Source organism: Sphingomonas zeicaulis (assembly GCF_050433225.1).
GTDB lineage: Bacteria > Pseudomonadota > Alphaproteobacteria > Sphingomonadales > Sphingomonadaceae > Sphingomonas_D > Sphingomonas_D zeicaulis.
This window is the reverse complement of the sequence record NZ_JBNPXQ010000001.1, coordinates 1,661,121-1,684,902: the sequence shown is the minus strand read 5'-3', so window position 1 is coordinate 1,684,902 and position 23,782 is coordinate 1,661,121. Positions and strand designations below refer to the sequence as shown.

Annotated in this window: 21 protein-coding genes and 1 pseudogene; 13 read left to right on the top strand and 9 right to left on the bottom strand. The window is 66.6% G+C overall.

Annotated elements, in window-relative coordinates; all coding sequences use genetic code 11:
• Positions 1–120 precede the first annotated feature (120 nt).
• The 4 genes from atpD to FHS96_RS07930 form a co-directional block, all read right to left on the bottom strand.
• On the bottom strand, positions 121–1,569 hold the full coding sequence (gene atpD / locus FHS96_RS07945; RefSeq protein WP_429588960.1) for a F0F1 ATP synthase subunit beta: 1,449 nt from the start codon (positions 1,567–1,569) through the stop codon (positions 121–123).
• A 28-nt stretch (positions 1,570–1,597) separates the two neighbouring features.
• On the bottom strand, positions 1,598–2,476 hold the full coding sequence (locus tag FHS96_RS07940; RefSeq protein WP_429588958.1) for a F0F1 ATP synthase subunit gamma: 879 nt from the start codon (positions 2,474–2,476) through the stop codon (positions 1,598–1,600).
• Between the two features lie 133 nt (positions 2,477–2,609).
• Positions 2,610–4,139 carry a F0F1 ATP synthase subunit alpha gene (gene atpA, locus FHS96_RS07935; RefSeq protein WP_429588956.1) on the bottom strand — a complete coding sequence of 510 codons (1,530 nt, stop codon included), beginning with the start codon at positions 4,137–4,139 and terminating at the stop codon, positions 2,610–2,612.
• Positions 4,140–4,141: 2 nt separating this feature from the next.
• Positions 4,142–4,696 (bottom strand): F0F1 ATP synthase subunit delta, encoded by a 555-nt coding sequence (locus FHS96_RS07930; RefSeq protein WP_429588954.1) that lies wholly within the window; start codon positions 4,694–4,696, stop codon positions 4,142–4,144.
• Positions 4,697–5,093: 397 nt separating this feature from the next.
• On the opposite strand from FHS96_RS07930, the gene FHS96_RS07925 reads away from it, so the two are divergent.
• Positions 5,094–5,624 carry a serine hydrolase gene (locus FHS96_RS07925; protein WP_429588953.1) on the top strand — a complete coding sequence of 177 codons (531 nt, stop codon included), beginning with the start codon at positions 5,094–5,096 and terminating at the stop codon, positions 5,622–5,624.
• Here the strand turns inward: FHS96_RS07925 and FHS96_RS07920 are convergent.
• Positions 5,621–7,276: an FAD-dependent oxidoreductase gene (locus tag FHS96_RS07920; protein ID WP_429588951.1), complete on the bottom strand. Its 1,656-nt coding sequence runs from the start codon at positions 7,274–7,276 to the stop codon at positions 5,621–5,623. The genes FHS96_RS07925 and FHS96_RS07920 overlap by 4 nt on opposite strands.
• 61 nt (positions 7,277–7,337) lie before the next feature.
• Between FHS96_RS07920 and FHS96_RS07915 the strand changes: the two genes are divergently transcribed.
• From FHS96_RS07915 to FHS96_RS07885, 7 genes are all read left to right on the top strand, one after another.
• Positions 7,338–7,637 (top strand): UBP-type zinc finger domain-containing protein, encoded by a 300-nt coding sequence (locus tag FHS96_RS07915; protein ID WP_429588949.1) that lies wholly within the window; start codon positions 7,338–7,340, stop codon positions 7,635–7,637.
• A 36-nt stretch (positions 7,638–7,673) separates the two neighbouring features.
• The gene (locus FHS96_RS07910; RefSeq protein ID WP_429588947.1) at positions 7,674–8,366 is read left to right on the top strand and encodes an aspartate/glutamate racemase family protein; all 693 of its coding nucleotides are present in this window, start codon (positions 7,674–7,676) and stop codon (positions 8,364–8,366) included.
• Between the two features lie 84 nt (positions 8,367–8,450).
• Positions 8,451–11,174, top strand: a complete 2,724-nt coding sequence (locus FHS96_RS07905; RefSeq protein WP_429588946.1) for a glycosyl hydrolase — start codon at positions 8,451–8,453, stop codon at positions 11,172–11,174.
• 223 nt (positions 11,175–11,397) lie between these two features.
• Positions 11,398–11,943: a hypothetical protein gene (locus tag FHS96_RS07900; protein WP_429588944.1), complete on the top strand. Its 546-nt coding sequence runs from the start codon at positions 11,398–11,400 to the stop codon at positions 11,941–11,943.
• Entirely contained in the window at positions 11,940–13,250 is a 1,311-nt protein-coding gene (locus FHS96_RS07895; protein ID WP_429588942.1) for a PepSY-associated TM helix domain-containing protein, read from the top strand. The genes FHS96_RS07900 and FHS96_RS07895 overlap by 4 nt, the downstream gene beginning before the upstream one ends.
• Positions 13,247–13,483 carry a hypothetical protein gene (locus FHS96_RS07890; RefSeq protein WP_429588940.1) on the top strand — a complete coding sequence of 79 codons (237 nt, stop codon included), beginning with the start codon at positions 13,247–13,249 and terminating at the stop codon, positions 13,481–13,483. The genes FHS96_RS07895 and FHS96_RS07890 overlap by 4 nt, the downstream gene beginning before the upstream one ends.
• A gap of 26 nt (positions 13,484–13,509) precedes the next feature.
• Positions 13,510–14,139: a methylated-DNA--[protein]-cysteine S-methyltransferase gene (locus FHS96_RS07885; RefSeq protein ID WP_429588938.1), complete on the top strand. Its 630-nt coding sequence runs from the start codon at positions 13,510–13,512 to the stop codon at positions 14,137–14,139.
• Here the strand turns inward: FHS96_RS07885 and FHS96_RS07880 are convergent.
• From FHS96_RS07880 to FHS96_RS07870, 3 genes and pseudogenes are all read right to left on the bottom strand, one after another.
• The gene (locus tag FHS96_RS07880) at positions 14,118–15,650 is read right to left on the bottom strand and encodes a M20/M25/M40 family metallo-hydrolase (RefSeq protein WP_429588936.1); all 1,533 of its coding nucleotides are present in this window, start codon (positions 15,648–15,650) and stop codon (positions 14,118–14,120) included. The genes FHS96_RS07885 and FHS96_RS07880 overlap by 22 nt on opposite strands.
• Positions 15,651–15,708: 58 nt before the next feature.
• Complete coding sequence (locus FHS96_RS07875; RefSeq protein ID WP_429588934.1) at positions 15,709–16,017, bottom strand: helix-turn-helix domain-containing protein; 309 nt, start codon at positions 16,015–16,017, stop codon at positions 15,709–15,711.
• A gap of 199 nt (positions 16,018–16,216) precedes the next feature.
• Positions 16,217–16,324, bottom strand: a pseudogene (locus tag FHS96_RS07870) (GlxA family transcriptional regulator); the annotation flags it as partial.
• A 218-nt stretch (positions 16,325–16,542) separates the two neighbouring features.
• On the opposite strand from FHS96_RS07870, the gene FHS96_RS07865 reads away from it, so the two are divergent.
• Positions 16,543–16,860: a hypothetical protein gene (locus FHS96_RS07865; RefSeq protein ID WP_429588933.1), complete on the top strand. Its 318-nt coding sequence runs from the start codon at positions 16,543–16,545 to the stop codon at positions 16,858–16,860.
• Positions 16,861–17,197: 337 nt separating this feature from the next.
• On the opposite strand, the gene FHS96_RS07860 is transcribed toward FHS96_RS07865, so the two are convergent.
• Entirely contained in the window at positions 17,198–17,629 is a 432-nt protein-coding gene (locus FHS96_RS07860; protein ID WP_429588931.1) for a MarR family winged helix-turn-helix transcriptional regulator, read from the bottom strand.
• 82 nt (positions 17,630–17,711) lie between these two features.
• Here FHS96_RS07860 and FHS96_RS07855 point away from each other — a divergent pair, with 82 nt between their 5' ends.
• From FHS96_RS07855 to FHS96_RS07840, 4 genes are read left to right on the top strand one after another with little or no spacing between them, the layout of a single operon-like run.
• Entirely contained in the window at positions 17,712–18,878 is a 1,167-nt protein-coding gene (locus tag FHS96_RS07855; protein WP_429588929.1) for an HlyD family secretion protein, read from the top strand.
• Positions 18,875–20,446 carry an MDR family MFS transporter gene (locus tag FHS96_RS07850; RefSeq protein WP_429588927.1) on the top strand — a complete coding sequence of 524 codons (1,572 nt, stop codon included), beginning with the start codon at positions 18,875–18,877 and terminating at the stop codon, positions 20,444–20,446. The genes FHS96_RS07855 and FHS96_RS07850 overlap by 4 nt, the downstream gene beginning before the upstream one ends.
• 11 nt (positions 20,447–20,457) lie before the next feature.
• The gene (locus FHS96_RS07845; RefSeq protein ID WP_429588926.1) at positions 20,458–21,909 is read left to right on the top strand and encodes an efflux transporter outer membrane subunit; all 1,452 of its coding nucleotides are present in this window, start codon (positions 20,458–20,460) and stop codon (positions 21,907–21,909) included.
• A gap of 49 nt (positions 21,910–21,958) precedes the next feature.
• The gene (locus FHS96_RS07840; RefSeq protein ID WP_429588924.1) at positions 21,959–23,773 is read left to right on the top strand and encodes a diguanylate cyclase; all 1,815 of its coding nucleotides are present in this window, start codon (positions 21,959–21,961) and stop codon (positions 23,771–23,773) included.
• Positions 23,774–23,782: the final 9 nt, after the last annotated feature.

Here is a 23,782-nt window from a genome sequence, read left to right as displayed (position 1 = left end):
AGCCCCTCCCCTTCAGGGAGGGGTTGGGGTGGGGGACGCTGGAGCAGGCACATCAGCTTGCGAGCAAGCGACAGGCTCCGCCCTAACCCCTCCCCCTGAGGGGGAGGGGCTTGTCCTTCATTACGCCGCTTCGGCGGCCAGCTTCTGCGCCTTGGCGACGGCTTCGTCGATGCCGCCGACCATGTAGAAGGCCGCTTCCGGCAGATGGTCATATTCGCCGTCGACCACCGCCTTGAACGACTTGATGGTGTCTTCGATCTGCACGAACTTGCCCGGGATGTTGGTGAACACCTCGGCGACGTGGAACGGCTGGCTGAGGAAGCGCTGGATCTTGCGGGCGCGCTGCACGGTCAGCTTATCCTCTTCGGAAAGCTCGTCCATTCCCAGGATCGCGATAATGTCCTGCAGCGACTTGTACTTCTGCAGCAGCGACTGGACGGCGCGGGCGGTTTCGTAATGCTCCTGGCCGACAACGCGCGGCTCAAGAACGCGGCTGGTCGAGTCGAGCGGATCCACGGCCGGGTAGATGCCCAGCTCCGAAATCGCGCGGCTGAGCACGGTCGTCGCGTCGAGGTGGGCGAAGGAGGTAGCCGGCGCCGGGTCGGTCAAGTCGTCGGCGGGCACGTAGACGGCCTGCACCGAGGTAATCGAACCCTTGTTGGTCGACGTGATGCGCTCCTGCAGCGCCCCCATGTCGGTCGACAAGGTCGGCTGATAGCCCACGGCCGAAGGAATACGGCCGAGCAGAGCGGACACTTCTGCGCCCGCCTGGGTGAAGCGGAATATGTTGTCGACGAAGAACAGCACGTCCTGGCCTTCCTGGTCGCGGAAATATTCCGCGATGGTCAGGCCCGACAGCGCGACGCGCGCACGGGCGCCCGGCGGCTCGTTCATCTGGCCGAACACCAGCGCCACCTTCGAACCCTCTGTGATCGGGTTGCCGTCGGCATCCTTGGCGATGACGCCCGCGTCGAGGAACTCGTGATAAAGATCGTTGCCCTCGCGGGTACGCTCACCGACGCCGGCGAACACGGAGGTGCCGCCATGGCCCTTCGCGATGTTGTTGATCAGTTCCTGGATGAGCACGGTCTTGCCCACACCGGCGCCGCCGAACAGGCCGATCTTGCCGCCCTTCGCATAAGGCGCGAGGAGGTCGATCACCTTGATGCCGGTGACGAGAATGGAGTTATCGGTCGACTGGTCGACGAATTCCGGCGCCTTCGCGTGGATCGGCGCGCGCAGTTCGGTGGCCACCGGGCCGCGCTCGTCGATCGGTTCACCGACGACGTTGAGGATGCGACCGAGCGTGGCCGGGCCGACCGGTACCGAGATCTGCGCGCCGGTGTCGGTCACGGACTGGCCGCGGGTCAGGCCCTCGGTCGAGTCCATCGCGATCGTGCGGACGGTGTTCTCGCCGAGGTGCTGCGCGACCTCGAGGACGAGACGGTTCCCGTTGTTGCTCGTCTCGAGCGCCGAAAGGATCGCCGGCAGGTGACCATCGAAGCTCACGTCGACGACGGCGCCGATGATCTGGCTGATACGGCCAGTGGAGGTGGGGGCGGTTGCCATGGGTCTCAGTCCTTGCCTTCTTGTGCCGTTAGAGCGCTTCGGCGCCCGAAATGATTTCGACCAGTTCGGTGGTGATCGCCGCCTGACGGGTCCGGTTGTACTGGATGCTCAGGCGATTGATCATGTCGCCCGCGTTGCGCGTGGCGTTGTCCATCGCGTTCATCCGGCTGCCCTGTTCCGACGCGGCGTTCTCCAGCAGTGCGCGGAAGATCTGGATCGCGACATTCTTGGGCAGCAGATCCGCCAGGATCGATTCCTCGTCCGGCTCATATTCGACCGCACCGGTCGCGCCCGTTGCCTTGTCGCCCGCGGGTAACGGCACCGGGATGATCTGCTGGCCGGTCGGCTCCTGCACCAGCGCGGAGACGAACTTCGCGTAGAACAGGTGGGCGACGTCGAACTCACCGGCCTCGTAGCGCGCGATCACGTCGTCGGCGACGATCTTCGCATCGGCGAAAGCGACGTTCTTGATGTGACCCATTTCCTGGTCGTGCAGGATCTGCTTGGCGTGGAAGCGCTTGAGCACCGCACGGCCCTTCTTGCCGGCGATGTAGAACTTCACCGTCTTGCCGGCAGCGACCAGTTCGTCCGCCTTGCGGCGCGCCGCGCGGACGATGTTGGTGTTGAACGCGCCGGCAAGGCCACGCTCGGAGGTGGCGACGATGATCAGATGTACATCGTCGCGGCCGGTGCCGGCGAGCAGCTTGGGGCTCTGGGGGCCGACGACGATCTTGGAGGCGAGGCTGGCCATCACCTTTTCCAGCCGCTCCGCGTAGGGGCGGCCAGCGACGGCGGCTTCCTGCGCGCGGCGCAGCTTGGCCGCGGCGACCATCTTCATCGCCTTGGTGATCTTCTGCGTCGACTTCACCGAGTTGATGCGAAGCTTGAGCGCTTTGAGCGAGGCCATTCCTGGTCGTCTCTTCTTTCTTACTCCCTCTCCCTCTGCGGAGAGAGGGCGGGGGAGAGGGGCCTTCCATCAGGAGAGCGGCACTAGGCCGCTCTCCATACCCTCTCCCCGGCGGGGAGAGGGTCGTTTCCGGTTACGCGAAGGTCTTCACGAACTGGTCGAGCGCAGCCTTCAGCTTGCCCTTGACCTCGTCGCCCAGATCCTTGGTGGTGCGGATCGTGGTCAGCACCTCAGGATGATTGGCCTTGAGGTCGGCGATCAACGCGGCCTCGAAACGGGTCACCGCTTCCACTGGCAGGTTGTCCAGATAACCTTGGGTGCCGGCAAAAATCGAAGCGACCTGCTCCTCGAACGGCATCGGGTTGAACTGGGGCTGCTTGAGCAGCTCGGTCAGGCGCGCGCCGCGGTTGAGCAGCTTCTGCGTCGAGGCGTCGAGGTCCGAACCGAACTGGGCGAAGGCGGCCATTTCGCGATACTGCGCCAGCTCCAGCTTGATCGAGCCCGCGACCTTCTTCATCGCCTTGGTCTGCGCCGAAGAACCGACGCGCGACACGGAAAGGCCGACGTTGATCGCCGGGCGGATGCCCGCGAAGAACAGGTCGGTTTCGAGGAAGATCTGGCCGTCGGTGATCGAGATCACGTTGGTCGGAATGTAGGCGGACACGTCGCCGGCTTGGGTCTCGATGATCGGCAGCGCGGTCAGCGAGCCGTTGCCATTGGCATCGTTCAGCTTGGCAGCGCGCTCCAGCAAGCGGCTGTGCAGGTAGAACACGTCGCCCGGATAGGCTTCACGGCCCGGCGGACGGCGCAGCAGCAGCGACATCTGGCGATAGGCGACGGCCTGCTTGGAAAGGTCGTCATACACGATCACGGCATGCATGCCGTTGTCGCGGAAATATTCACCCATCGCGACGCCGGTGTAGGGCGCGAGATACTGCAGTGGGGCGGGCTCCGACGCGGTCGCGGCGACCACGATCGAATATTCCATCGCACCATTCTCTTCGAGCTGGCGGACGATCTGCGCGACGGTCGAGCGCTTCTGGCCGACGGCGACGTAGATGCAATAGAGCTTCGCATTCTCGTCGTCGCCCGCATTCGCGGTCTTCTGGTTGATGAAGGTGTCGATCGCGACGGCGGTCTTGCCGGTCTGGCGGTCACCGATGATCAGCTCGCGCTGGCCGCGGCCGACGGGCACCAGCGCGTCGAGCGCCTTGAGGCCGGTCTGCACGGGCTCGTGCACCGACTTGCGCGGGATGATGCCAGGCGCCTTCACTTCGACGCGGCTGCGCTTCTCGTAGAAGATCGGGCCCTTGCCGTCGATCGGATTGCCGAGGCCATCGACCACGCGGCCGAGCAGGCCCTTGCCGACCGGCACGTCCACGATGGTGCCGGTGCGCTTCACGGTATCGCCCTCGCGGATCTCGGCGTCCGAGCCGAAGATCACGACGCCGACATTGTCGGCTTCGAGGTTGAGCGCCATGCCCTGGATGCCGTTGGCGAACTCGACCATCTCACCGGCCTGGACATTGTCCAGCCCGTGGACGCGCGCGATGCCGTCACCGACCGAAAGCACCTGGCCGACTTCCGAGACCTGCGCCTCGGAGCCGAAATTGGCGATCTGGTCCTTGATGACCTTCGAGATTTCTGCGGCGCGGATATCCATGTTCAGCCTTTCATCGCGTGCGCGAGGGTGTTCAGACGGGTGCGGATCGAGGAATCGATCATCTGCGAGCCGATCCTGACGATGAGCCCGCCGAGGATTGCGGGATCGACGGTAAGGTCGACGGAAACGTCACGACCGACGCGAGCCTTCAACTGCGCCTTGAGCGCGTCGACCTGGTCGTCGGTCAGCGGGTGGGCGGAGGTGACCTGCGCGCTCGCCTCGCCGCGATAGGCGGCGGCAAGCTGGCCAAAGGCGCGCGAGATGTCGCCAAGCGCCGAGAGGCGCCGGTTGGAGGCGAGCACGCCGAGGAAGTTCACCGTCAACGCATCGATGCCCATCTCGCGGGCCGCGGCGGTCACCGCCCGGCCGGCCGCGCTGCGCGAGACGAGCGGGCTGGTGGTCAGCTGGCGAAAGTCGTCGGACTGGGCCAGCGCCGCGCGCAGCGTCGCCAGGCTCCCCTCGACGACGGCGATCTGATTCTGGTCGCGCGCAAGATCGAAAAGCGCGGTGGCATAACGCCCCGCCAAGCTAGCCTGAATGCCGCCGGAATTCTCCACGCGTCCGTTGCCCCTCTTCGAACCGGAAATGTCGACCTACGCCGAAAGGGGGCCGCAAGCGCGCCCCCGATCTCGGTCGCGGGGCGGTTAGCATCGGCGTTCGCTCGATGCAAGTCGAGCGGGCAAGGGAGGACGCCGCCCTTAGGACAACTATCACGATTTGGTCACCGTGGTGCGCCGTTGGTAGCGGTAGCAACCGTTGGCTGCTATGAATCAATGTCGGTGTCGGGGGTACAGAGCCCCGGCGATGAACCGTTGCTGTACGTCATTAGCGATTCGCTCGCCTGGTCAGCGGCGTCAGCGCACAATACAGGATGGACTCGTTCGCTCGACCGCGAATGAACGCTTGCCGGCAACAACGCGCCGGGTTTCTTCGGAGAGCCAGCGGAACGCGGTGATGATCGTCCAGGCGGTCGATCGCCGGCCCCTGGCCAACGCGATCGAATCGCGCTTCCTGCTGCCGATCGGGCTTTGCGGCACAATCGCGCTACGGCCCGGCGTATCGCGACCGGAAGTTGCGGCGCCGACGAGCGCACGGATGCTGGCGAGTGCGATGACCCAGCCCTGGGATGCAGGCGCGGGCGGGCCGATCGCCGCGAGCCCGGTTGACATGCTGCGCCTGTGGCGCGCGCTGCTGGGCGGAAGGCTGCTTCGGCCGGAAACCGTCGATACGATGTTCGCGACGCTCTATCCGATGTTCAATGCCGGAACCTTCTATGGCCTTGACGTCATGGTGCAGGATTTCTGCGATGCTGGCCGCAGCGGCATGTGGATAGGCCATGCCGGGGGCTCTCCCGGCGCAAGCGCGATAATCGCATATGCGCCCGCTGATCGCGTGATCGTCGCGGTGGCGCTTACCGGTGACGCCCCGGCGGCCGCGGTCGCCAATGCTGTGCTCAAGGCTTTGCGGCCGTTGGCTGCCAACTAGGTCTCCGTCCTTCGCCGCTCCTCCAGGAACCGGTGGATCGATTGCACGACCACCGATCCCTCGCCAACGCCAGAGGCGACGCGCTTCACCGATCCGCTGCGGACGTCGCCTACCGCGAACAGGCCAGCGCTCTTGGTCTCATAGGGTGAACGCCCGGTGCCGGTCGGGATGAAGCCGTATTCGTCGAAATCGAGGCAGCCGGTGAGCCAGCCGGTGTTGGGGGCGGCGCCGATCATCACGAACAGCGCGGCGGCTTCCTGCCGGATCTCTTTACCCGTCTGGCGATCGCGCCAGCGGATCGCGGAGAGGTGCGCATCGCCTTCGAGCGCGGTGAGCTCGCAATAGGGATGGAGGGTGATCTGGCGCGACGCGTCGATGCGCTCGATCAGATAGTTGGACATCGTCTCGGCAAGCCCGGGGCCGCGCACTAGCATGTGGACGTGCGACACGCTGCGCGACAGGAACATCGCCGCTTGTCCCGCCGAATTGCCGCCGCCCACCACCACCACCGGGCGGTTCGCGCAGAGGGCCGCTTCCATCGCGGTGGCGGCGTAGTGGATGCCCGATCCCTCGAACCGGTCATAATCGGGCAGGTCGAGCTTGCGGTAGCGTGCGCCGGTCGCGACGACGACGGCACGGGACTGGATGGTGGCGCCATCCGCCAAGGTCAGCTTGTAGATCTCGGTGCTGCAATCGAGCGACACGACCTCCCGCGACACGGCGATGCGCGCGCCGAATTTCTGCGCCTGCATTTGGGCACGGCCCGCGAGCGCCTCGCCGGAAATGCCGGTGGGAAAGCCGAGATAATTCTCGATCTTGGAACTGGTGCCGGCCTGCCCGCCGGGCGCGGTGCCCTCGACGATCAAGGTCGAAAGTCCTTCGGACGCGGCATAGACCGCCGCGGCCAGCCCTGCTGGGCCGGCGCCGACCACCGTCACGTCATGGATAAAATCGGGATCGATCTCGATCGACAGGCCAAGGCAATCGGCGAGTTCGTGATTGGCGGGGTTCCGCAGCACATGGCCGTCGCACAGCACCACCGGCAGATCGGCGGCGCCGATGCCGAAATAGCCGAGAAAACCCTCGCCGGTCTCATCCGTCTCGGTGTCGATCACGCGATGGGGATAGTTGTTGCGTGTCAGGAAGGCGTTCAGCCGCACCATCGCCGCGCCGTGGGCCGGGCCGATCAAGGTGACGCCGCCGTGCTGGCGGCGGATCAATCCGACGCGCCGCAGGATGAAGGCACGCATGAGGATTTCGCCGATATCGGGTTCGGCCGCGATCATCCGGCTGAAATCGGCAGGGCCGATGCGCGCGACGCGGGTGTCGCCGGTGGCGCGTCCGCTGACCAGCGTCTTGCGGTCGTTGAACAGATTGACCTCGCCCGTGAACTGGCCGGCATGGTGGGAATGGAGCAACTGGCTGCGGCCGCAATCGTCGAAGGTGAGGATGTCTATCGCGCCTTCGATCACCAGGAAGAAATCGCTGCGCCGCTGGCCGCGCTCGAACACATAGGTGCCGTCGGCAACCGATTCCTCGCGGCCGTAGGCGGAAATCCGCGCGACCATCTCGCGCGGCAGCACGGGAAAGGTCTGTGCCTCCCGGAAATAGGGATCGGACGGATCGAGCGGAGGCGATTCTGCATCGGCCATGTGCAGAACCTATGCCGAAGTCGTGTTGCAATCACCTGCTTGTTGCGCAACTTTCCTGTGCATGAGCGGATGCAGCCACCTCGATCAGTTCGCCGACGTCAGCCCCAGTGCAGACGGCTGCGAGGAATGCCTCGCGAGCGGCGGCCGCTGGGTGCATCTGCGGATATGTCGCGTCTGCGGCCATGTCGGCTGCTGCGACGATTCTCCCAACCGCCATGCGACCAAGCATTTCCACGCGACCGGACATCCGGTGATGGAAAGCTATGATCCGCCCGACCCTTGGGGCTGGTGCTATGTCGACGAGGTGATGATCGATCTCGGGAACAATGTGACTGAGCATCCGCGGGGCTGGCGATACTGAACGCATGCGGCGGATCGAACCGGCGCGACGAGGCACATGAAGACGATCGGGCTTATCGGCGGCATGAGTTGGGAAAGCTCGGCCGAATATTATCGTATCATCAACCAGGGCGTGCGTGACCGGATCGGCCCCACAGCCTCGGCGCGCTGCATCCTCTGGTCCTTCGATTTCTCGGAGATCGAGCGGTTGCAGCATGCGGGGGACTGGACGGCGCTGACCGCGCTGATGATCGACGCCGCCCGGCGATTGGCGGTAGCCGGTGCCGACCTGCTGCTGATCTGTACCAACACGATGCATCTGATGGCGGGGGCGATCGAGGATGCTGTCACCGTGCCGCTGCTCCATATCGCCGATCCCACCGCTGCGCGGATCGGGGCGGCGGGGCTGAAGCGCGTCGGCCTGCTGGGTACGGCCTTCACGATGGAGCAGGATTTCTACCGTGGGCGCCTTGCCCGGCATCATGGACTGGATGTGCTCGTGCCCGACGATGGCGATCGGGCGACCGTCCATCGCATCATTTATGAGGAGCTGGTCGCCGGCATTGTCCGGCCGGAATCGCGTGATGCCTATCGCGCCGTGATCGCCCGGCTCGTCGCGCGTGGCGCGGAGGCGGTGATTCTGGGATGTACGGAGATCATGCTGCTGGTGAAGCCTGAGGACAGCTTTGTGCCGCTGTTCGATACCACCACGATCCACGCCGAAGCGGCGGTCGAAATGGCGTTGCTCTGATCTGACGCCCACATATTGATTTGACGTACCAATTTAAGGGATGCTCCCGCACATCAAGATGATCGTGCGGGGAGGGAGAGGGTGTTGGGGATTGCGCGCAATCGCATGAGGGGGCTGCCCTTACTCATTTTGGCTGCGCTGGCGACGGTGCCGGCGCAGGCTCGCCAGCAGGGCGGCTCACCCGACGATCCGCTCTGGCACGACTTCCAGAACCCGCCCGCCGAGGCGCGGCCGATGATGCGCTGGTGGTGGTTCGGGCCGGCGGTGACCGACGCGGAAATCGATCGCGAGATCCGCGCGATGAAGGCCGGTGGCATCGGCGGGTTCGAGGTGCAGGCCGTCTATCCGATGGCGCCCGATGGCGGCGTGCCGGGGCTGGTCAACCGGCCTTTCCTCTCGGACGCGTTCATCGCCGCGCTGCGCCACGCCGGCGAGACCGCGCGCGCCGAGGGCATGCGCATCGACGTGACCGGTGGCAGCGGCTGGCCCTTCGGCGGGCCGCATATCCCGGTGACCCAGGCGGCCGCCGCCATCCGCATGCAGCGCGTGCCGGTGCCGGCTGGCGCGACGATGGTGATGTTGCCGGCGGTGGGGCCGGGCGAGACTGTGCTCAGCGCGGCGATCGGGCCGGCCGGCGCGGCGCGGACGGCGGATCGCCCGCTCGTGCCGCTCGCGATCGACGCGCCGCGGGTGCCCGTTGCCGCCAGTGCCGAACCGCGCGAGGCGCTGGTCTTCGTCGCTGGTCGCACCGGCCAGCAGGTCAAGCGCGCCGCGCTGGGCGCGGAGGGCTATGTGCTCGATCATGTCGATCCCGCCGCCGTGGCCAACCATCTGGAGACGGTGGGCGATCGGCTGATGCAGGCTTTCGCCGGCGCGCCGCCGCCCGACGCCTTCTTTTCCGACAGCCTCGAAGCCTATGGATCGAGCTGGACCGGGGATCTGCCCGCCGAATTCCGCCGTCGCCGCGGCTATGACCTGATGGCGCATCTGTCATCGCTGTTCCTCGCCACCCCCGAGAGCGAAAGCGTGCGATTCGACTGGGCGCTCACCCTCTCCGAACTGGTCGACGAGCGCTATCTGCGCCGCATCGACGCATGGGCGAAGGCGCGCGGCATGCGCTTTCGCGCGCAGGTCTACGGCTTTCCGCCGCCGACCCTGTCGAGCAACGCGCTGGTCGCGCTGCCGGAGGGGGAGGGGGCCGACTGGCGCAGCTTCACCTCCACGCGCTGGGCGACGTCGGGTGCGCATCTCTATGGCAAGCCGGTGGCCTCGTCAGAGGTGTGGACTTGGCTGCATTCGCCTTCGTGGGCGGCGACGCCGCTCGATATGAAGGTGGAGGCCGATCGCCATTTCCTGCAGGGGGTGACGCAGTTGATCGGCCATGGCTGGCCCTACACGCCGCCTGGTGTATCCGAGCCGGGCTGGGCGTTCTACGCCGCCGCCGCGCTCAACGATCACAATCCCTGGTATGCGGTGATGCATGACGTGTCGCGCTATCTGCAGCGCGTGTCGCACCTGCTGCGGCAAGGGGAAGCGGCCAACCAGGTCGCGATCTATCTGCCGATCGAGGATGCGTTCGCGGCGATGACGCCGGACAAGGCCTCGGCGAACGAGACGATGCACGAACGCGTGTCGGATACTCTGGTGGGGCAGGTGCTCGATGCCGGGCAGGGTTTCGACTTCGTCGATGCCGGCGCGTTGCGCACGCTGGGCATGCGGCACAAGCTGCTGGTGCTGCCGCGCATGACGCGGATCGATCCCGACGCCTATGCCGTGATCGCCGCCTGGGTGGCGCGGGGAGGCAAGCTGGTCGTGGTGGATGCGCTGCCCGGCAGTGCCGGCGGATTGCGCGATGCGGCGCAGCGGGCGGCGGTGCAGCGGCTGACCCGGCGGCTGGCTTCGTCGCGAGACGTTCGGACGGTGCCGGTCGATGGCACCCGCAATGCAATCGGAGCGGCGATCGGAGCCGACATGCGGCTCGTGGCGCCCGATGCCGCGATCGGCTTCGTTCATCGCCGGCTGGCGACGGGCGATGTCTATTTCATCGCCAATACCGGCAATCGTCCGGTCAGCACCCGCGCCCGCTTCGCCGGCGATCATGGCGCCGGCGAATGGTGGGATCCGATGACCGGCGCGCGCCGTCCGGCCGGCAGCGGCGAAATCGCGCTGGATCTCGCGCCCTATCAATCGCGCCTGCTCGTCTTCGCCAATGCGCCCAGGCCGGCCATCGCGGCGTCGCCTCCGCCGGCCGAAACGCGGCGCGTTCTCGCCGATGGCTGGACCTTCGCAATCGGTGGCGGCGCCGAGCGTCCGCTCGCCCGCTTCGCTTCATGGGCGGACGATCCCGCGCAGCGCTACACCTCCGGAACGGCCATTTATCGCCGCACCATTCGGGTCGATGGACCGTTGGCCGGACGCTGCGTCGCGCTTGATCTCGGCGCCGTCCGGTCGGTGGCCGAAGGGGCACGTGCATCGCGTCCGGTAGCCGCGATCGATGCGCCGGTGCGCGACGCCGCGATCATTATCGTCAATGGCGAAAGGATCGGCAGCCTGTGGGCACCGCCCTATCGGCTGGATATCAGCCGGGCGCTGAAGTCGGGCAACAATCGCATCGAGGTGCGGGTGGCCAACACGGCGCTCAACGCGCTGGCGGGCCGCCCGCGCGCCGATTTGCGGTTGCTCCACGCACGCTATGGAGAGCGCTTCACGCCGCAGGATCAGGACAAGATCGTGCCGCACCCTTCAGGGCTCATTGAACCGGCGGCGCTGATCGAGGCGCCGGTGGGGCCGGGAGGCTGTCAACTGTAACTGCACGTTGATGCGATTGACTCGCATTAGATGAGACCCTAATTCCATCGCGCCGGGCATCACGGCATCTCGCTGCTCGCCAACAATTTGTTCGCGACCGCCATGATCGACACGACGATGGCGCACGCGGCTTAGCGTTTTTGGGTGGCCCGAAACCGGTAGGGGCGCTGCTGGAGGGACGGTTCTGATTACGGGCTCGTCCTTGCTTGCCTCGGCGGCGGTGATGATCGCGGGCGGCGCCGCGGGTGCGTGGCTGCTGCGGCAGGCGTGGCGCGCGCCGGTTGATGCCGGCGGCCCCGAGCGGCTGGCGGGCTGGTCGATAATCGCCATCAGCCTCGTATGGCCGAGCTTCTTGATCGGCGAAGCGCGCGGCCCGTTTATTTCGCTCGCGCTCGTCTCGGTCGGCGCGCTGATCGTCGTGGCGACAGGGGCCGAGATGCGGCAGGCGCGGGCCGGGCGGGGCGGGCGGGATAGTCTGGCGCCCGAACCCAGCGAACGTCCATCGACCGCCTGGCGCGGCTTGCTGCGCTGGCTGCTTGCCGGGCCGATCGGCATGATCGCGGCAATGGCGCTCGGCATCGCCTGGGCCGTCTGGGTGCCTGGCGAGCCGCAGACCCGGTTGCTGATCGGTGCCCTGCTGGTCCCAGTGCTATGGGGCGGGGCGATGGCGTGGACCTTGGCAGACGACCGTATCCTGCGCGCAACCGCGGTGCTGGTCGGCACCCCGCTGCTTGGCTTCGGGCTCTCCGTGCTCAGAGGATTTGCATGACGGATCGTTCGGCATCGCGCACCGCTGCGGCGCCCGCGCCGCAACCCACTGCGAAGCGCAAGCCCTTGCTCTCGCGCGTTCCGGCAGGCTTCGTTCGTGCGGTGCTCAAGGGCCATAGTTCGCTCGGGCTGGCCTTTGCCGCCGCGATCTATCTGGTCTGCCTCAGCGGCACGGTCGCGGTGTTCAAGCATGAGTTCGAGCGGTGGGAGAATCCGCTGGCTCCGCTGGTGTCGATCCCTGCGCCGGCCGCGGTGCAGGCAGCGGCCGCGGAGGCTGTGGCGCGCGCGGGGCCGGAACTCGAACATGTCTATATCTGGCCCGGACTCCCCGATCAGCCCTGGCTGCTGATCAATGTGGATGCAGGCGACGATGATCGCAAATGGGTGGCAGACGGCATGGGCCGGCTCGTCGCCGAGGCTCCGTCTCCCTGGACGGAATTCCTGCTCGCGCTCCATATCCAGCTTCATCTGCCACGCACCTGGGGCGCCTTCCTGGTCGGGCTGACCGGCGTTGCCCTGCTCTCCTCGCTTATTTCGGGCGTACTCGCGCATCCGCGTGTCTTCCGCGATGCCTTCCACCTGCGGCTCGGCGGATCGCGGCGGCTGGAGCAGGCCGATCTGCACAATCGCATCGGCATCTGGGCGTTGCCCTTCCACCTGATCGTCTCGACCACCGGCGCGCTGCTTGGCCTGACGACCCTGATCGTCGGCGTCCTCGGCCTCGCCTTGTTTCAGGGCGATATCAACAAGGTCTATGGCCTGTTCATCGCCCCCGAACCCAGGGACAATCCGGCCCCCGCGCCGATGCTCGACCTACGGCCGATGTTCGCGGAGGTCGCGAGCCGCGTGCCGGGCGGCCGGGTGACATTCGTCGCCCTCGAACATCCGACCGAGATAGGCGGTGCCGCGCTGTTCAACGTGCAGACGACGAGCAGCCGGCTATCGAACACGGACAGCTATGGCTTCGACCGGACGGGTAACCTGTATCATGCAGCACGCGCGAGCGAGAATAATCTCGGCGAGCGGATATTGGGGGCAATCGGCCAGTTGCATTTCGGCTGGTTCGGTGGCGGCATCGTCAAGATCGCCTATGGCCTGCTGGGCCTCGGCATGACCATGCTCGCCGCGAGCGGGTGTGGATCTGGCTCGCTCGCAGGCGCGACAAGGGGCGTCCGGCACCCGCCTGGGAACGGATCTGGTCGGCCTCCGTCTGGGGGCAGGTGCCCGCGCTGGCGGCCGCCGCGCTCGTCGGCGTGGCGATGCCGATGGTGCCAGAGGTCGCGTTGCTCGCGCTCTGGGGCGCCATGACCCTCGCCTTCCTTGGCGCGGCGCTGACAAAGGTCTCCGCAGCGTCATTGTCACGGGCCGGGCGGATCGGCGGCGCGGTGCTGCTGGTGGCAGCGGTGCTCGTCCAGCTCAGCGTGCGCGGCGGGGTAGGGGGTGACGGCATCGGCCTGATCGTCGACTTGGCGTTGACGTTGACTGCAGGCTGCCTTGTCGCGCCCCAGATCATTGCCATGGGGCGGGGCGCTGCGGCATAGGCAGACGTCTTTCTGAAGGCGTGCCCGTGACCACCGAGCCTGACGTTTTCGATGGATATGCCCGTGATGCCATCGGCCGGCTCGTGCGGGAAATTCCTTCGCATCTGAAAGGGCCCATCCTGCTCTCGGCAGGCTGGATCGAGACGCCGATCGGAGCGATGCTGGCGGTGGCGGATGAGGCGCGGCTCCATATGCTCGAATTTCTCGAGCGCAAGGTGCTGCCCGCCGAACTCGCCCGGCTGCGTCAAACGATGCGCTCGGCGATCGAATTCGGTGCGGCGCCACCGATCGCGAAAGTCGCCGCTGAGCTCGACGCCTATTTCGCCGGACGTTCCGCCGTGTTCGAAACGCCGCTGGCACCGATCGGCTCCGTTTTCACCGAAGCAGTCTGGGCCGAACTGCGCCGAATCTCGCCCGGGGAGACACGATCCTATGGTGCGCTAGCCCGGCAAATGGGCCGGCCGGAGGCGATGCGCGCCGTGGGCCGTGCCAATGGTGCCAACCCGATCGCAATTGTCATCCCCTGCCACCGCCTTGTCGGCGCCAATGGTGCGCTTACCGGCTATGGCGGCGGGCTGTGGCGCAAGGAATGGCTGCTGCGGCACGAACGCGGCAGCAGCTTCTCATCTACTCCTCAGCCGATCACCGCGACCTGATAGAGGAAGTCGGCGAAGGCGGCGGAGGCGTCGTCCATTCCCATCACCTTGGGGTTGCTGCTCTCGATCACCAGATACTCGTCAGGCGCGTGCGCGCCGCTGCCATGGCCGAAGCCGAACTGGCCGGCGGGCAGCGAAACGGGCGCCGAGGTGAAGACATAGCCTGGCCATGAGCCGGCGAGGCGGGGGTAGATCGAGGTCTTGATGCCAGCGCGCTGATAGGCGGCGAGTTCCGCCTTGATGAGCTTCGAGTCCTCGGCGGTCTCGGTCGGGTCGTAGCCGCCCGAGACATTAACGGCAATGTCGTCGAACCCGCGCTTGGCGAGGTGCGCCTTGATCTTGGCGACGCAGTCTTCATAGGTCTGGTTGGGCACCAGCCGCATGTCGAGCTTGGCGACCGCGCGTGCGGGCAGGATCGTCTTGCCGCCGGGGCCGGTATAGCCCGAAACCAGACCTTCAATATTGACGGTCGGCATTGCAGCGAGCCGTTCCAGCGCCTGCTGCCAAGGCAGATCGTCGACGAAATGACTGACGCCCATCTGCTTCATCTCATGCGCCTGATCCCGCTTCGCGGCGGAATCGGCGATTAGCGCCTTTTCACGCGGCGTCAGCGGGCGGACCTTGTCGAACCAGCCGTCGATCGCGGGCGTGTTACCGTCGGCGCTGACCAATGTCTGCAGCGCTTGCACCAGGCGCCACGCGGGGCTGTCGACGATCGCCTTATTGCTCGAATGCAGGTCCTTTGCCGGGCCGCGGCCCCAGGCTTCGCCGGTGACGACCAGTTCCAACTCGATCACGCCCTTGGCACCGAGATTGACCGAGACCCCGCCATCGACTGGCGATTGCCAACTCGCCGGGATGATGATGCCGCTGCACTTCTTCAGCGCGGCGAGCACGCGCGGGCTGCGCACGATCTCGGCGAAATTGGGGGAGCCAATCTCCTCCTCGCCCTCGGCCACGAGCACAAGGTTGACCGGCGGCTTGACGCCCGCCTTGTGAAAGCCGTGGAGCGCGGCGAGCACCAGCGATTCCGGGCCCTTCTGATTGACCGCGCCACGGCCTATCAGCACCTTGCCCATGCCCGGCCGGTCGACGATCTTGCTTTCCAGCGGCGGGGAACTCCATTCGGCCGGGTCGAACTGCTTCACATCATACATGAAGTAGAGGCCGAGCGTGGTCTTCGCGCCATTGTCCATGGTCGCGAACACGCCTGGGATACCTTTGCTCGGCACGCGCTCGACCTGCTGGAAGCCCGCCTCGCGTGCGAGCTGCATCATATGGTTGCAGCCCTCCTCGATGTTGCGGCTCTCGGCGGCGATGGTGGGGAGGGCAATCCAGTCTCGCAGGCGCTTGAGATTGGCGTCGTGATCGCCGCGGATCGCGGCCTGCACCTTGGCGAGATCGCCGTCGCGGGCGGCGTGCGCGGCGGCGGGCGCGAGCATCATTGCGCCGGCGGCTGCGCCGCGCAGCAGATCACGGCGGCTGGCGTGCGGCGAAGAGGCTTCATCCATCTTGCTGATTCCCCCTGAATTTTCGTGGGGGCAGTTGAATGGAGAAGGCGGGCGCGGGTCAAGCCTCGATCGCGCTGCCGCGCGCGGCACGGCGGATCGTCTGCGGGGGCTGGCCGAACGAGCGGACGAAGGCGCGGCGCATCCGCTCGGGATCGGCGAACCCGGTCTCGCGGGCGACGATGTCGACAGGATGGCGCGTCGTTTCCATCATCACCCGCGCCGCTTCCAGCCGCATCGCCTCAACTGCCTTGGCGGGCGACTGGCCGGTTTCGGCGCGGAAGGCGCGGCTGAACTGGCGCGGGCTGAGACGCGCCGCCTCCGCCAGCTCTTCGACCGAAAGCGTCGCGGCGAGGTTCCCCCCTGGCATAGGCGATCGCGCTCTCGATCCGGTCGGACTGGGGCTGCAGTTCGAGCAGCGCCGAGTGCTGCGACTGGCCGCCGCCGCGGCGGTGATACATCACCAGCTTCTGCGACACCCATCGGGCGAGTTCGGCGCCCATATCTTTTTCAACCATCGCCAGCGCCAGATCGACACCCGCAGTCATACCCGCCGAGGTCCAGACCGACCCATCGACGATGAAGATGCAATCCTCTTCCAGCTTGATCGCGGGTAAGCGCGCCTGAAGATCGCGCGCGATCAGCCAGTGCGTCGTGGCACGCCGCCCTTCGAGCACACCGGCCTTGGGGAGGATGAGCGCGCCAGTGCAGATCGACCCCAGTCGCCGCGTATCCGCCAGCCGCCTTCACACAAAATCAAGCATGGCCGGGGCCGGGATCGGCTCATCGACGCCGCCCGTGATCAGCACCGTGTCGAAGACCTGCCCGTTCAGTCCTCGGTCATCACGGCGATGCCGGTCGAACTCGGCACCGGTCCACCCTGCTCCGAGACGATATGCACATCGTAGAGCGAGTCGCCGGCGCTAAAATTGGCGAATTCGGCATCCGCGTGCAGGCGGTGCTGCCGGGCGGCACGGCAATCGATTTCTGGTCGATCGCGGGCACGCCGGTGGAACATCTGCCGGGCGAGATCGTGATGAGCGTGGACGACATGGTCGACGCGGCGCTGAGCGGGCTCGATCAGGGCGAACTGGTGACCTTGCCGGCCCTGCCCGACGTCGCAGATTGGGAGGCCTATGAGGGCGCTCGCCAGCGGTTGCTGTCCAACCTCTCTCGATCCAGCCCGGCGGCACGATACGCCCGCGCAGCCTGAGCAAGACGGCAGGGCGATCCGCAAGGATCGCCCGCGGCGACATGGTCCGATTGCAGGTTACAGGGATGAGCCCGCCGGGTGCGAACGCCGGCTCGCTTCACGTCCGGCAGTTCAGGTCAGCGCGACGAAAGCGAGGCCGAACAGGGCAAGCGCCGCGGCACTGGCGGAACAGAGCAAGCCAAAGCCGCACTGGCAAATACCTGCGTCGAGTCGTTCCATGACGTCTCTCCCAACCTGCCGTCACCATTATTAAAGCGATCAGCAATGTGCATTTTAACATGCGGAGGTTGGATGCGGAAGTTTTGCTGCATCGCGAGGGCGATTCCGTAGCGGCACTTCAGGGCTGATCAAGCGCGCCGATCAGCTTGACGAGCAGGCCATCGAATTGCGCGCGTTCATCCTCGTCCAGCACTCGGAAGAAATCCTCGACGAACTTGCGCCGGATGGGCTCTGCGGCGGAGACCGCGGCGGCACCGGCCTCTGTAATGGCGAGCCGTTTCACGCGCCGGTCATCCGCGTCGGGCGTGCGCTGAATTAGGCCGTCACGCTCCAGCCCGTCGAGGGCTTCGGTGACCGTGCGGGGCGCTTGGCCGAAGAGGTCGGCGATGTCGGCAGCGCGCGCCGCGCCGCATTCGCCGGCGATGTACATCAGCAGCTTGACCCGCGCGAGCGAGGCGCTCTGGCCCGCCAGGAGCTGGTCCATATGCCGCCGCATCCGCTGATACAGCACGGATAAATGGCGCAGAAGATCTTCATCGGCCTGATTCATGAGGGCCCTCATTATATGGCGTTGCGTTATGCTGCAACGGCGTGCATTGCGGCGCACCACAGGGACTCACGAGGTCTAGGGAATGGTCGCGGACACTTCTGGTAAGCCCGAGTCGGGCGAAAATGGCGGGCAGACCGGGCGGGTATCGCCGTTGAAGCGCCCGGTGGTGCGCATCGTTCTGCTGCTGATCGTCGTCGCGATATTGCTGGGCGGGGTTCTCTGGTTCATCCGCTACCAGAGCTACGGCAAGTATCAGGAATCAACCAACGACGCCTATCTGCAGGCCGACGGTGTGACGGTGTCGCCCAAGGTCGGCGGCTATGTGGAACAGGTGCTGGTTGCCGACAACCAGATCGTGAAGGCGGGGCAGCCGCTCGTGCGCATCGATGCGCGCGACTATCGGGCGCAGGCCGCACAGTCGCAGGCACAGATCGATGTCGCGCGCGCCAACGCTGCGGGGATCGAGGCGCAGATCGATGAGCAGCAGGCGACGATCGCACAGGCGCGCGCCGAACTTTCCTCCGCGCAGGCAGATGCCGCCTTTGCGGCAGGCGAGGTTACCCGCTACACGCCGCTCGCAGAGAGTGGCGCGGAAACGCGCGAGCGGCTTTCGACGCTGCGCAACCAGTCAAAGCAGGCGAACAGCCGCGTCGCCGCCGCGCGCGCCGCCCTGACCAGCGCCGAACGCCGCGTCGGCACGCTGCGCGCGCAGGTTCGCCAGGCCTTGGCTCAGGGCGAGGGCGCCCGGGCGCAGCTCGACGCCGCCAACACCGATCTCGGCGCGACGATCATCCGCGCGTCGGTCGATGGCCGCGTCGGCGACAAGACGGTGCGGCTTGGCCAGTTCGTCCAGCCCGCGACGCGGATGATGACGATCGTGCCGGTCGACAAGATCTACATCACGGCCAACTTCAAGGAGACCCAGGTCGGGCTGATGCGGGCCGGTCAGCCGGTGATCGTCGAGGTCGATGCGCTGCCCGGCGTCGAGATTCCCGGTAAGGTCGATAGCATCTCGCCGGGTACCGGAGCGGAATTCTCAGTGCTGCCGCCGCAGAATGCCACGGGCAATTTCACCAAGATCGTCCAGCGTGTGCCGGTGCGCATCGCGATCAATGCCGGGCCGCAGACGCGCGCGCTGCTGGTGCCGGGGATGTCGGTGGAGGTCAGCGTCGACACCCGTTCCGCGCGCGAGGCGGCGGAGCGCATCCGCGAGGAGCAGGAGAAGCATAACGAGCGGGCGGGGCGATGAGCGCCGCGGCCGCTGATGCCGGCCGCGTGACCGCCGCGCAGCCCGCACCCGAACGCGCCGATGCGGCCGCCTGGATGGCGGTGGCGGCGGGTAGCCTTGGCGCGATGATGGCGACGCTCGACATCTCGATCGTCAATTCAGCGCTGCCCACGATCCAGGGCGAGATCGGCGCCAGCGGCACCGAGGGCACCTGGATCGCCACTTCCTATCTGGTTGCCGAGATCGTCATCATCCCGCTCGCCGCCTGGCTCGAACGGGTGCTCGGGCTCAGGACGTTCCTGCTGATCGCGGCGACCTTGTTCACCGGCTTCTCGATGGTGTGCGGCATCGCCACCAATCTGACGGTGATGATCATCGGCCGGGTGGGGCAGGGCTTCACCGGTGGCGCGCTGATCCCCACCGCGATGACGATCATCGCCACGCGCTTGCCCAGATCGCAGCAACCGATCGGGACCGCGCTTTTCGGCGTCACCGCGATTCTGGGGCCCGTGCTCGGTCCATTGATCGGCGGTTGGCTAACCGAGAATGTCAGCTGGCATTATGCCTTTTTCCTCAACCTACCGGTGGGCATGGTGCTGGTCACATTGCTGCTGGTCGGCCTGCCGCACCAGAAATCGCACCTCTCGGAGCTGTTGCGTGCGGACTGGTTGGGCATCGCCGGCCTTGCGCTCGGGCTGGGGGGGCTCACCGTAGTGCTGGAGGAAGGCCAGCGCGAGCAATGGTTCCAGAGCCGCGAGATCATCGAACTGTCGATCGTTGCCGCGATCGGCTTCGTTCTGCTGTTCGCGGGCCAGTTCGTTTCGGAACGGCCGGTGATCCGGTTGAAGCTGCTGCTCGATCGTCAGTTCGGATCGGTGGTGCTGATGGGCATCGTGCTGGGCATGGTGCTCTATGGCACGGCCTTTGTGATCCCCCAGTTCCTAGCCTCGATCGCCAATTACAATGCGCTGCAATCTGGCCAGATCGTGCTCGTTTCAGGCATACCCAGCCTGTTGCTGATGCCCTTCACGCCCTTCCTGATCCGCCGGGTAGATATTCGTATCGCCGTCACCTGCGGCATGCTGATCATGGCTGGCAGCTGCTGGGTCGACACCGCGCTCAACGCCACCGCAACCGGCAGCGACTTCATCGAATCTCAGCTTATGCGCGGAGTCGGCTCGATCCTGACCTTCCTGTTCCTCAACCAGGCGGCGATCGCTGCGGTGAGCCGGGAGGAAGCGGGCGATGCCGCCGGGCTGTTCAACTCCGCGCGCAACCTCGGTGGTTCACTGGCCTTGGCGGGGATTGCGACAGTGCAGGATCAACGGGTGTGGTTCCACAGCCGCCGCATGGAGGAGTCGCTGAACGCCAATTCGCAGCGCGTTCAGGATTATATCTCCGGCCTCGGCGATGCGCTGGGCGGGCCGGCCGCTGCACTACGGTCGCTGGCCGGCACGATCGAGCGCGACGCGCTGGTGATGACTTACAACGATATTTTCTGGCTGCTGGCGATGGGCATCCTCATCGTCCTGCCGCTCGTCCTGTTCCTGCGTCCGCTGCCCAAGGGGCTGTCGGTCTCGATGCACTGAGGCATTGGCTGATGCATAGATATGTTTCGCTCCTTGCACTGGCCGCGCTTGCCGGCTGCACTGTGGGGCCGGAGTACAAGGGCCCCGAGACCGCCGGAGCGGTGCCGCCGCTGGCGGGATTTGCGCGCGCCGATGCCGCCGTGCAGCCAGCGGCACCGGGTGCCGCCAACTGGTGGATGGGCTTCGCCGACCCCACCCTCGACGAGCTGGAGCGGCGCGCGCTGGCGGCGAACCCCAATCTCGGCGTCGCACAGGCGCGGCTGCGGCAGGCGCGTGCGGCGCTTCGGCTTGAGCGTGCCGATGGTCTACCCAACGCCAATGCCCAGGCGATGGGCGTGTTCGCCAAGCTCCCCGGCGTCGATCTCGGCAGTGGGAGCGGTGGCGAATCCGCCGAGATCGACAGCGACGTCCAGTTCTACAACCTCGGCTTCGACGCGAGCTGGGAGGTCGACCTGTTCGGTGGCCATCGCCGCCAGCTCGAAGCGGCACGCGCCTCGATCGGAGCGGCCGAAGCCAATCTTGCCGATGCGCAGGTCAGCCTCACCGCCGAGGTCGCGCAGGCCTATGTGAACCTGCGTGATCGCCAGCACCGCATCGTCCTCGCGCGGCAGTCTGCGGATATGCAGCGCAAGATGCTGGCGCTGACCGAGCAGCGACAAGCCGCCGGTACCGCCTCCGAACTGCAGGTGGAGCAACTGCGCGGGCAGGTTGAGCAAAGCGACGCCGCGGTGCTGCCGCTCAATGCCGAACGCGATGCCTATCTCAACGCGCTGGCGGTGCTGGTCGGAGAGGCGCCGGGCGCGCTCGACGCGCTGTTGATCGCACCAGCGGCGGTGCCACTGCCGCCAGACGCGGTACCGGTGGGCGATCCCGCCGCGCTGATCGCGCGCCGGCCGGACGTGCGCGCCGCCGAGCGCCAGCTCGCCCAGAGCACCGCGCAGATCGGCACCGCCAAGGCGGCGGCGCTGCCGCGGATCAGCTTCATGGGGCTGATCGGCATCGGCGGCACGGATCCCGGCGACACGCTCGACCCCGACAATCTCGCGGCGCTCGCGATACCGCAACTCTCGTGGAACATCCTCGATTTCGGCCGCAACGCCGCCAAGATCGGCCAGGCGGAGGGCGTGCGTGACGAGGCGGCCGCACAGTATCGCGGCGCGGTGCTCACCGCGCTGCAGGATGCCGAGGATGCGCTGTCGCGCTTCGGCGCGCGCCGCCAGACCGTCGCCAGCGCGGCGCGCAGCAAGGCGACGGCCGAACGCACCGCCGCGCTGATGCGCAAGCGTTATGCCGGGGGCACCGTGACATTGATCGACGCGCTCGATGCGGAGCGGCAGGCCATGGCGGCCGATCAGTCGCTGATCCAGGCGACCGCGGCGATGACGGCGGATTATGTCGCGCTCCAGAAGGCGCTGGGGCTCGGCTGGGCGCCGGTCGATGAAAAGGCGGAGGCGAGCCGCTAAGGCTGCTCGGCGTTAACGCTTTGCGGTGCCCGATGCGCTATGAGGACGCATGCGGCTCGCGACGATCACCAACCTCGCTTATGGTGCTACCCTGCTGCTCACGCTCGCGTCGGGCACGACGATGCTGCTGGCCTCGAACGCGCAGGACCACGAACGCACCGTGGTCGCGCAGCGTGAGCGGCTCGATCAGGCGAGCGCTGATCTGGCCAAGGAAGCCTTCGCGCTCAGCGAACATGCCCGCCAATATGTCATCACCGGCCACGCTGCCGATCTTGAGACCTATAATCGCGAATTCGCTCGACTGCGCGCGGACGAGGCCCGCATCCGCAGGCTGGGCGATGCCGGCGCGCGAGTTGACGAGATCGAGGCGGTGCGTGGTGCAATGCGCCTTGCCGAGACCTTGCATGGCGAGCAGCGGGCGGCGATCGACGCCCACCGATCGGGCGACGAGGTGCGGGCGCGCGCAATCCTTTTCGGCGCGCCCTATGAACGGCAGCTCGATCGGGTCGAGGTGCTGGTCGATCGTTTCCAGGACCGGTTGAACCGCCGGATCGATGCCGATGTCGCCCAGGCCACAGGTTTTGCGCGGCTGTGGCGGACGACCTCGGAAATCGTGCTCGTCGTCACCGGCCTGCTGTTCATCTTCGTGCTCGCCTTCATCATTCGCTTGCGCGTGCTCCGGCCGGTGGTGCGGTTGAGCGATGTCGTCACCCGTCTCGCCGCCCAGGATTATGCCGCCGAAATGCCCGTGACGGAACAGATCGACGAGATCGGCGACATGCACCAGGCGATCCGCATCTTCCGCGAGAACGGCCTGGAACGGCAGCGGCTGGAGGAGGAAGCAAAGGGCGATCGGGTAACGCGCGACCTGTTGTCGCGGATGATGCAGCGGCTGCAGGGGGCCGACACGATGCGCGACCTGACCGAGGTCGTGCAGCGCTTCGTGCCCGAGATCGTGCCGGGCATGTCCGGCATCCTCTATCTCCACGATCGTCAACGCAACGCGATGGTCGAGCGCTGCCGCTGGAAGTTGCCGCAGCACTCACGCTCCGAATTCACGCCTATGGCCTGCTGGGCGCTGCGTCGCGGAGCGAGCCATCGGCCCGAAGGCGCGATGATCGACGTGCCCTGCGATCATCTCGACCGGATCGAGGGCATGGTCATAGACAGCCTTTGCCTGCCGCTGATCGCGCAGCGCGAGGCGCTGGGGCTGCTCTATTTCGAGCCTGTAGCCGATGCCCCGGCCGAAGGACCCGCGACCCCGGAAACCTATATGCAGATGCTTGCGGAGAATATCAGCCTCGCGGTCGCCAGCCTCAGGCTGCGCGATGCGCTGCGCGAAATGGCGATGGCCGATCCGCTCACGGGGCTCGCCAACCGACGCCAGCTGGATACGATGCTCGATCTGCTGCTGGCCGAGTCCGAACGCAGCGACCAGACGGTGAGCGCGGTGATGCTCGACGTCGATCATTTCAAGCGTTTCAACGACATGTTCGGGCATGACGCCGGCGACCTGGTGCTGCGGGAGGTGGGGGCAGTGCTGCGCGATGCCGTCCATGATGGCGGGCTGGCCTTCCGTTACGGCGGCGAGGAGTTCCTGCTGGTACTGCCTGCGGTCGGCACGGCCGGCGCGGTCGATCTCGCCGAGCAGGTTCGGCAGCGCATCGCCGCGCTGCATCTCGCTTATGACGGCCGTGCCCTGGGCGCCATCACTGCCTCGATCGGCGTCGCCAATACGCCCACTCATGTTGCCGGCGGCCGGCTCGTCCGCGCAGCGGATGCGGCACTGCTGCAGGCCAAGCAGAGCGGCCGCGATCGCGTGATCGTCGCCGCCCGTGAAGGCGAGGCAGAGGCCGCCGCCTGACCATGCGTC

Coding starts and splice junctions, on each gene's coding strand:
- atpD (WP_429588960.1), bottom strand. CDS start 1,569: ATGGCAACCGCCCCCACCTCCACTGGCCGTATCAGCCAGATCATCGGC.
- FHS96_RS07940 (WP_429588958.1), bottom strand. CDS start 2,476: ATGGCCTCGCTCAAAGCGCTCAAGCTTCGCATCAACTCGGTGAAGTCG.
- atpA (WP_429588956.1), bottom strand. CDS start 4,139: ATGGATATCCGCGCCGCAGAAATCTCGAAGGTCATCAAGGACCAGATC.
- FHS96_RS07925 (WP_429588953.1), top strand. CDS start 5,094: ATGATCGTCCAGGCGGTCGATCGCCGGCCCCTGGCCAACGCGATCGAA.
- FHS96_RS07920 (WP_429588951.1), bottom strand. CDS start 7,276: ATGGCCGATGCAGAATCGCCTCCGCTCGATCCGTCCGATCCCTATTTC.
- FHS96_RS07915 (WP_429588949.1), top strand. CDS start 7,338: ATGAGCGGATGCAGCCACCTCGATCAGTTCGCCGACGTCAGCCCCAGT.
- FHS96_RS07910 (WP_429588947.1), top strand. CDS start 7,674: ATGAAGACGATCGGGCTTATCGGCGGCATGAGTTGGGAAAGCTCGGCC.
- FHS96_RS07900 (WP_429588944.1), top strand. CDS start 11,398: ATGATCGCGGGCGGCGCCGCGGGTGCGTGGCTGCTGCGGCAGGCGTGG.
- FHS96_RS07895 (WP_429588942.1), top strand. CDS start 11,940: ATGACGGATCGTTCGGCATCGCGCACCGCTGCGGCGCCCGCGCCGCAA.
- FHS96_RS07890 (WP_429588940.1), top strand. CDS start 13,247: ATGACCCTCGCCTTCCTTGGCGCGGCGCTGACAAAGGTCTCCGCAGCG.
- FHS96_RS07880 (WP_429588936.1), bottom strand. CDS start 15,650: ATGGATGAAGCCTCTTCGCCGCACGCCAGCCGCCGTGATCTGCTGCGC.
- FHS96_RS07875 (WP_429588934.1), bottom strand. CDS start 16,017: ATGCCAGGGGGGAACCTCGCCGCGACGCTTTCGGTCGAAGAGCTGGCG.
- FHS96_RS07865 (WP_429588933.1), top strand. CDS start 16,543: ATGCACATCGTAGAGCGAGTCGCCGGCGCTAAAATTGGCGAATTCGGC.
- FHS96_RS07860 (WP_429588931.1), bottom strand. CDS start 17,629: ATGAATCAGGCCGATGAAGATCTTCTGCGCCATTTATCCGTGCTGTAT.
- FHS96_RS07855 (WP_429588929.1), top strand. CDS start 17,712: ATGGTCGCGGACACTTCTGGTAAGCCCGAGTCGGGCGAAAATGGCGGG.
- FHS96_RS07850 (WP_429588927.1), top strand. CDS start 18,875: ATGAGCGCCGCGGCCGCTGATGCCGGCCGCGTGACCGCCGCGCAGCCC.
- FHS96_RS07845 (WP_429588926.1), top strand. CDS start 20,458: ATGCATAGATATGTTTCGCTCCTTGCACTGGCCGCGCTTGCCGGCTGC.
- FHS96_RS07840 (WP_429588924.1), top strand. CDS start 21,959: ATGCGGCTCGCGACGATCACCAACCTCGCTTATGGTGCTACCCTGCTG.